At 35.1% G+C, this 7,187-nt stretch carries 6 protein-coding genes; all 6 read left to right on the top strand.

The features are described from left to right. The first annotated feature begins 99 nt into the window (after window positions 1–99). The 6 genes from tpx (at window position 100) to ribB (ending at window position 7,121) form a co-directional block, all read left to right on the top strand. Complete coding sequence (tpx, locus tag JMA43_RS13810; protein ID WP_342157298.1) at window positions 100–603, top strand: thiol peroxidase; 504 nt, start codon at window positions 100–102, stop codon at window positions 601–603. Next, complete coding sequence (locus JMA43_RS13805) at window positions 603–959, top strand: diacylglycerol kinase (RefSeq protein ID WP_342157297.1); 357 nt, start codon at window positions 603–605, stop codon at window positions 957–959. Before tpx ends, JMA43_RS13805 begins: the two co-directional genes overlap by 1 nt. Before the next feature lie 62 nt (window positions 960–1,021). Beyond that, window positions 1,022–3,460 (top strand): DNA translocase FtsK, encoded by a 2,439-nt coding sequence (locus tag JMA43_RS13800; RefSeq protein ID WP_342157296.1) that lies wholly within the window; start codon window positions 1,022–1,024, stop codon window positions 3,458–3,460. A gap of 54 nt (window positions 3,461–3,514) precedes the next feature. After that, the gene (locus JMA43_RS13795; protein WP_342157295.1) at window positions 3,515–4,162 is read left to right on the top strand and encodes a LolA family protein; all 648 of its coding nucleotides are present in this window, start codon (window positions 3,515–3,517) and stop codon (window positions 4,160–4,162) included. 4 nt (window positions 4,163–4,166) lie between these two features. Continuing rightward, window positions 4,167–5,693 carry an LptF/LptG family permease gene (locus JMA43_RS13790; protein ID WP_342157294.1) on the top strand — a complete coding sequence of 509 codons (1,527 nt, stop codon included), beginning with the start codon at window positions 4,167–4,169 and terminating at the stop codon, window positions 5,691–5,693. Between the two features lie 294 nt (window positions 5,694–5,987). After that, a complete protein-coding gene (ribB, locus tag JMA43_RS13785) occupies window positions 5,988–7,121 on the top strand; it encodes a 3,4-dihydroxy-2-butanone-4-phosphate synthase (protein ID WP_342157293.1) in 1,134 nt (377 codons plus the stop codon). Window positions 7,122–7,187: the final 66 nt, after the last annotated feature.

The raw sequence follows: 7,187 nt of genomic DNA, 5'->3' as shown, positions 1-7,187 counted from the left end.
ACACTTTTATTAATATCTTTAATCCCGTATTGCGGATGTATTCCCGATTATTTTATTTCAAAAAACACAATATTAATACTAAAAAATAAAAATACTAAAATGGCAACAGTTACATTAAAAGGAAACGAAATTCACACCTCTGGAGAACTTCCAAAAGTAGGAACAGCTGCTCCAGAATTTTCACTTGTAAAAACCGATTTATCTACCGCTTCTTTATCCGATTTTAAAGGAAGTAAACTTGTTTTAAACATTTTCCCTAGCGTAGATACTGGAACTTGTGCTGCTAGTGTGAGAGCTTTCAATAAAGAGGCTTCAGCATTAAACAACACCAAAGTTTTATGTATTTCTAGAGACCTTCCGTTTGCGATGGCACGTTTTTGTGGTGCTGAAGGTTTAGACAATGTTATTAACCTATCAGACTTTAAAAATCACGAATTCGGAAAAACATACGGACTCGATTTTATCGATGGACCACTAGAAGGATTATTAAGTCGTGTAGTTATTGTGGTAAACGAAAATGGTGAGATTACGCATACTGAACAAATTGCAGAAACTGCAGACGAGCCTAACTATGCTGCTGCATTAAAAGCATTAGAGGCTTAATGAGTTTTATCATTAACAGATTAAAAAGCATTAGGTACGCTTGTAGAGGAGCGTACCTTTTGTTAAAAACCGAAGCGAGTATCCAAACACAATTTGTTATTGCTGTTTTGGTTACCATCGCTGGTTTTTATTTTGAAATCTCTACAACCGAATGGATTTTACAAACCTTAACTATTGCACTAATAATGAGCATAGAAGGAATGAATACCGCCATCGAAAAAATTGCCGACTTTATACACCCAGACCACCATTATAAAATAGGTTTTATAAAAGATATTGCAGCTGGAGCCGTTTGTATTGCGGCGTTTGCAGCCGTAATTATTGGGTTTATAATCTATATTCCTAAAATATTTTAAAAATATAATTAGAAACTGTACGTTTGTAATTAGTATTTTTGCGATAAAACTTAATGTAGCCGATGGCCAAAAAGAAAACTAAAACGAGTAACCCTACTACCTCCAACAAAATTCCATCTTTTAAAGTATCCAATCAACAAAAAATTATTTTTGGAAGCTTATTGATGCTTTTAAGCGTAGCCTGTGTTATTGCGTTTATTTCTTATTTTTCCACTTGGCAGGAAGACCAAAGTTTACTCAAAGAATTTGGAAACCGCCAAGCCGAAGCCAAAAACTGGCTCAACAAATTTGGAGCTTCCATCAGTCATTTATTTATTTATAAAGGTTTTGGTATTGCCGCCTTTATTTTCCCAATTTTATTATTCCAAACAGGACTATATCTTTTTTTAAACAGAAGTGTAAAACTCCTTACCAATCGTTGGTTTTGGGGTGTAATAGTTGCTATTTGGCTCGCTATTTTCTTCGGATTTTTTACTGAAAGTGCTCCACTATTAGGTGGTGTGGTTGGTTTTGAAATGAATGATTTCCTTAGAGCCTACATCGGAAAAATTGGTGTTATTCTCGTATTGTTATTCATGTTGATTACCTACGCCGTTATCCGTCTTGGTGTAACGCCACAAAAGGTAAAAGCATTGTTTTACACCACACAAGAAGAATTTAAAGCTGCTTTTAAAAGCAATAAAGTTAAAGCAGAAGCAAACACTTCAGCAGAAAATAAATCGCAAGAAAATACTATTGTAACTGATGAAATTGATGAAGTAGAAAAAATCAACACTACTTCAGATGTGGATATTGAAAACTCTTTTGAAGTAAAATTGGAGGACGACACTCCAACAGTTGTAGAAGAAAAAGTAACGCCTCCTCCAACGCAAACAGTTACTCCTATTGCTAAACCTTCAGAAAACGACGATTTACAAATTGAAGTAGAAGTTGAAGCTGTTGCAGAAGAAGAAAAAGAAGAAACAGACAATCTTGCTGAAAAACTAGTAAAAGACTTTGGGGAATTCGACCCAAAACTTGCACTTAGCAATTATAAATTCCCTACGCTAGAACTTTTAAATGATTACGGTAGCGGAAGCATCACCATCAATCAAGAAGAGTTAGAAGAAAACAAAAATAAAATTGTAGACACTCTTAAGAACTACAAAATTGATATTTCTCAAATTAAAGCTACCATTGGTCCAACCGTTACGCTATACGAAATTGTACCAGCGGCCGGAGTGAGAATTTCAAAAATTAAAAACTTAGAAGACGATATTGCGCTTTCGTTGGCAGCATTAGGAATTCGTATTATTGCGCCAATTCCAGGAAAAGGAACAATCGGTATCGAAGTGCCAAACAAAAACTCAACGATTGTTTCTATGCGTTCGGTTATTGCTGCTAAAAAATTCCAAAGTGCCGAAATGGAACTTCCTATTGCCTTCGGAAAAACTATTAGCAACGAAACCTTTGTTGTGGATCTTGCTAAAATGCCTCACTTATTAATGGCGGGTGCTACAGGACAAGGAAAATCGGTTGGATTAAATGCCATCCTAACTTCCCTACTTTACAAAAAACACCCCGCAGAAGTTAAGTTTGTATTGGTCGATCCTAAAAAGGTTGAGCTTACGCTGTTTAATAAAATTGAGCGTCATTTTCTGGCTAAACTTCCAGATAGTGAAGAGGCAATTATTACCGACAATACCAAAGTTATTAATACTTTAAATTCGCTTTGTATTGAAATGGACAATCGCTATGAGATGCTGAAAAATGCCATGGTGAGAAACATTAAAGAATACAACGCCAAGTTTAAAGCTCGAAAATTAAATCCAAACGACGGTCACCAATTTTTACCATACATTGTGTTAGTCATCGACGAGTTTGCCGATTTGATTATGACAGCTGGAAAAGAAGTTGAAACTCCAATTGCGCGTTTAGCACAGTTAGCACGTGCAATCGGGATTCATTTAATTATTGCAACACAAAGACCTTCGGTTAACGTAATTACTGGTATTATCAAAGCGAACTTCCCTGCGCGTGTTGCTTTTAGAGTAACCTCTAAAATTGACTCTCGAACTATTTTAGATTCACCTGGAGCAGATCAATTAATTGGTCGTGGAGATATGCTGTACACACAAGGAAACGATTTAACACGTATTCAATGTGCCTTTGTAGACACCCCAGAAGTTGAAAAAATAACAGACTATATTGGCGGACAACGTGCATATCCAGATGCACATTTACTGCCAGAATATGTAGGAGAAGAGTCTGGCACAGGTCTTGATATAGACATCTCCGAACGAGATGCGCTCTTTAGAGAAGCTGCCGAAGTTATCGTCATTGCACAACAAGGTTCGGCCTCACTATTACAACGTAAACTTAAATTAGGTTACAATAGAGCTGGTAGAATTATCGATCAATTAGAAGCAGCAGGAATTGTTGGTCCGTTTGAAGGAAGTAAAGCACGCCAAGTACTTGTTCCAGATATGGTTGCACTCGATCAATTGTTAAACAACGAATAAATTTAATTGTATAAATACCCTTTTTAAGTATTTATCAGCATAAAAAAAACACACATGAAAAAGATATTAGTTTTAATAGCCATCGCATTTATTTCAATCCAAGCGAATGCTCAAAACGATGCTAAAGCAAAAAACTTGTTAGACGAAGTTTACAACAAAGTAAAAAGCTACGACAATATTTTTATCGATTTTAAATATACGCTCGACAATACTGCGGAAAGCATTCATCAAGAAACAAAAGGAGATGTTACCATCAAAGGAGATAAATATGTTTTTAACTATTTAGGAGCTACTAAAATTTTTGACGGAAGTAAAACGTATACTATCATTCCAGAAAACGAAGAAGTAGTTATTGAAAGTACTCCAGAAGATGGTGAAGGCACTATTACACCTTCTAAAATGCTTACTTTTTACAAAGAAGGATACAATTACAAATGGGACGTTTTGCAAAATATCAAAGGGCGAAACATTCAGTATGTAGCTTTATCGCCTATCGATAGCAATTCAGAAATAAAACAAATTCTTTTAGGAATTGACGCGCAAACAAAGCATATTTACAACCTTATTGAAGTTGGAAGCAATGGTACAAAAACTACTATTACAGTAAATTCGTTTAAAACTAACGAACCACTTTCTAAATCGTTGTTTACATTCGACCAAGCCAAATACGATAATTTAGGTTACTACATCATAACAAACTAGCACTTTGAAAATTTTAGACAGATATATTCTATCAAGGTTTTTATACAACTTCATCAGTTCGTTTGTCATACTGATGTTTATTTTCATCTTTCAAGCAATTTGGTTTTTTATCGACGAATTTGCAGGAAAAGATATCGACTTACTCATTGTGGGTAAGTTTTTATTTTACTACTCCCCTAACCTTGTGCCAAATGTACTTCCGTTAACGGTTCTTTTGGCATCTATTATGACTTTTGGAGCCTTGGCAGAAAACTACGAGTTTGCCGCCATGAAAGCTTCTGGAATTTCACTATACCGAGCCATGCGTTCGCTTATTGTGTTTATTACCTTTTTAAGTATAGGAACGTTTTTCTTTGCTAATAATGTTATTCCTGCTGCGGAATACAAATCGTACAACCTGCGTCGTAACATAGGGCAAATGAAACCCGCAATGGCAATTACCGAAGGGGTTTTTAGTAACGTTGGGGAAGATTTAAGCATTAAAGTAGAAAAGAAACACGGTGATAATGACAACTTATTAGACAATGTTATTATTCACCAATTAGAAGATGGTGGCATCAATAACAAAGTTATAAAGTCGGTTGAAGGAGAATTGGTAAGTAGCGAAAACTCCAACATTCTTCAGCTTATTTTAACAGACGGAAATTATTACGAAGACTTAAAAGCGCAAAGCAGAGATAAACGCGATAATTACCCGCATGCAAAAGCGTATTTTGATAGCTATACCATGTTTATGGATTTATCGAAACTCAACGATGTAGATTTGGGTAAAAACGACATCAAAAACTCGTATAAAATGCTAAAAGTAAACGAGTTGGACTACGCAATCGATTCTATTCATACAGCGCACAAAAAAATATTTACCAACTTCGGAGAAAACATTTTTAAACGTACTGGAGCCGCCAACTTGCAAGTAAAAAAGAAAGCTCCAAAAAAAGCGCCTGCCAAGAAGGCTAAAAACCAAAAGGCAGTAGTAAACGACTCAATTAAGGCCGTAAACTTTCAGCTAAAAGTTGATAAAAACATTGATAGTATCATTACCATTTTTGAAGATTATCGTCAGAGTCAGCTTGTAGAAATGGCGCTCAATACCGTAAAAAACACAAAATCTACCTTAGAAGGAAAGAAATGGGATTTAAACCGACGTATTAAATTATACAACCACTACAAACTTGCGCTCTACCAAAAGTATGCGCTTGCCTTTGCTTGTTTTATCTTGTTTTTTGTTGGAGCACCACTTGGAGCTATTATCCGCAAAGGAGGATTAGGACTTCCAATGGTATTAGCAATTACCTTGTTTTTAACCTATCATTTTATCGGGATTTTTGCTAAAAACTATTCAGAAGATGGCAGCATCCCTCCTATTATTGGAGCTTGGGTATCTACCGGAATTATGCTTCCGTTAGGGATTTTCTTAACAAGAAGAGCCACTGCCGACAAAGCTGTGTTTGAATCAAGTGGGATTTTTCATAAGATTTCGAGTTTTTTCAGCTTCTTAAAAAAGAAAAAGAAATCCGAAGAAACCGCATAGAGAATTAAACATTTAACAGTACAGATTTCTTTTTATAAACTCTCAGACAAGAATCAACAAGATTTATTTGAAACTGACCTTTTTAAATCAGTCTTGACTTTTTTTGTTTCGTTTTTGTGTCAAGACAACTGCGTAAGCACATCAACGAACTCCAATAAAAATTAAAATTAAGTGAGTTAAAAATGAAAATTTATTCAACATAAACACTTCAAAGAATTAAAAAGTCAAGGAGCAATTCAAAAAAAGATAAATAAGTATCTTTGCTAAAAATTATTAATGAACACAACGACGCTAATGTCAACATCAGATATAAAATTAAATACCATAGAAGAAGCCATCGACGACGTCCGTAAAGGAAAAGTTATTATTGTGGTTGATGATGAGAATAGAGAGAATGAAGGCGATTTTATTGCAGCTGCAGAGAATGTAACGCCAGAGATGATAAATTTTATGGCAACGCATGGGCGTGGTTTAATTTGTGCTCCATTAACCGAAGATCGTTGCGAAGAGTTGAATCTTAGCATGATGGTTCAAAACAACACTGTACTTCACAATACACAATTTACGGTTTCGGTTGATTTAATTGGTCATGGTTGTACCACAGGGATTTCGGCTTACGATCGTGCAAAAACAATTGAATTTTTAGTTAAAGACGATACCAAACCTCACGATTTAGGTCGTCCAGGACATATATTTCCTTTGCGTGCAAAAAATGGCGGTGTTTTAAGAAGAACTGGCCATACCGAAGCTGCGGTAGATTTAGCGCGTTTAGCTGGGTTTAAGCCTGCAGGGATTTTAGTTGAAATTTTAAATGAAGACGGAACCATGGCGCGTTTGCCACAACTTTTAAAAGTGGCAGAAAAGTTTGATTTAAAAATTATTTCGATTGAAGATTTGGTGGCTTATCGTATGAAACACGATTCGCTTATCGAGAAAAAAGAAGATTTTACTATCGAAACCAAATACGGATCTTACAGATTAAGAGCGTACAAACAAACCACCAACGACCAAGTTCATTTGGCACTTACCAAAGGCACATGGAATAGCGACGAACCTGTGCTTACGCGAATTAACTCGACTTTAGTAAATAACGATATTCTTGGAACACTTACAAGTAACGCCGACAAAAAACTCGACGATATGTTTAAATTGTTAAACAAAGAAGAGAAAGGCGCTATTGTATTTATCAACCAAGAAACACATTCTTTAAATTTGTTAAATCGCTTATCGGAGCTAAAAAGACTTCAAAAAGAAGGCGAATTACAAGCTCCTAAAGTAAATATGGACGCTAAAGATTTTGGAATTGGTGCTCAAATTTTACACGATTTAGACATTTCTAAAATCAAACTTATGTCGAATTCATCTAAAACCAAACGTGTTGGAATTATTGGTTATGGATTAGAAATTATAGAATACGTTAATTATTAAATTACGATTATACATTATAAACAAAAGGCTATCAAAATGAATTGATAGCCTTTTTATTTTAATTTT

Origin of the sequence: Joostella sp. CR20, from assembly GCF_038433465.1 — a bacterium.
Classification (GTDB): Bacteria; Bacteroidota; Bacteroidia; order Flavobacteriales; family Flavobacteriaceae; genus Galbibacter.
This window is presented reverse-complemented; position numbering and strand designations above follow the sequence as displayed.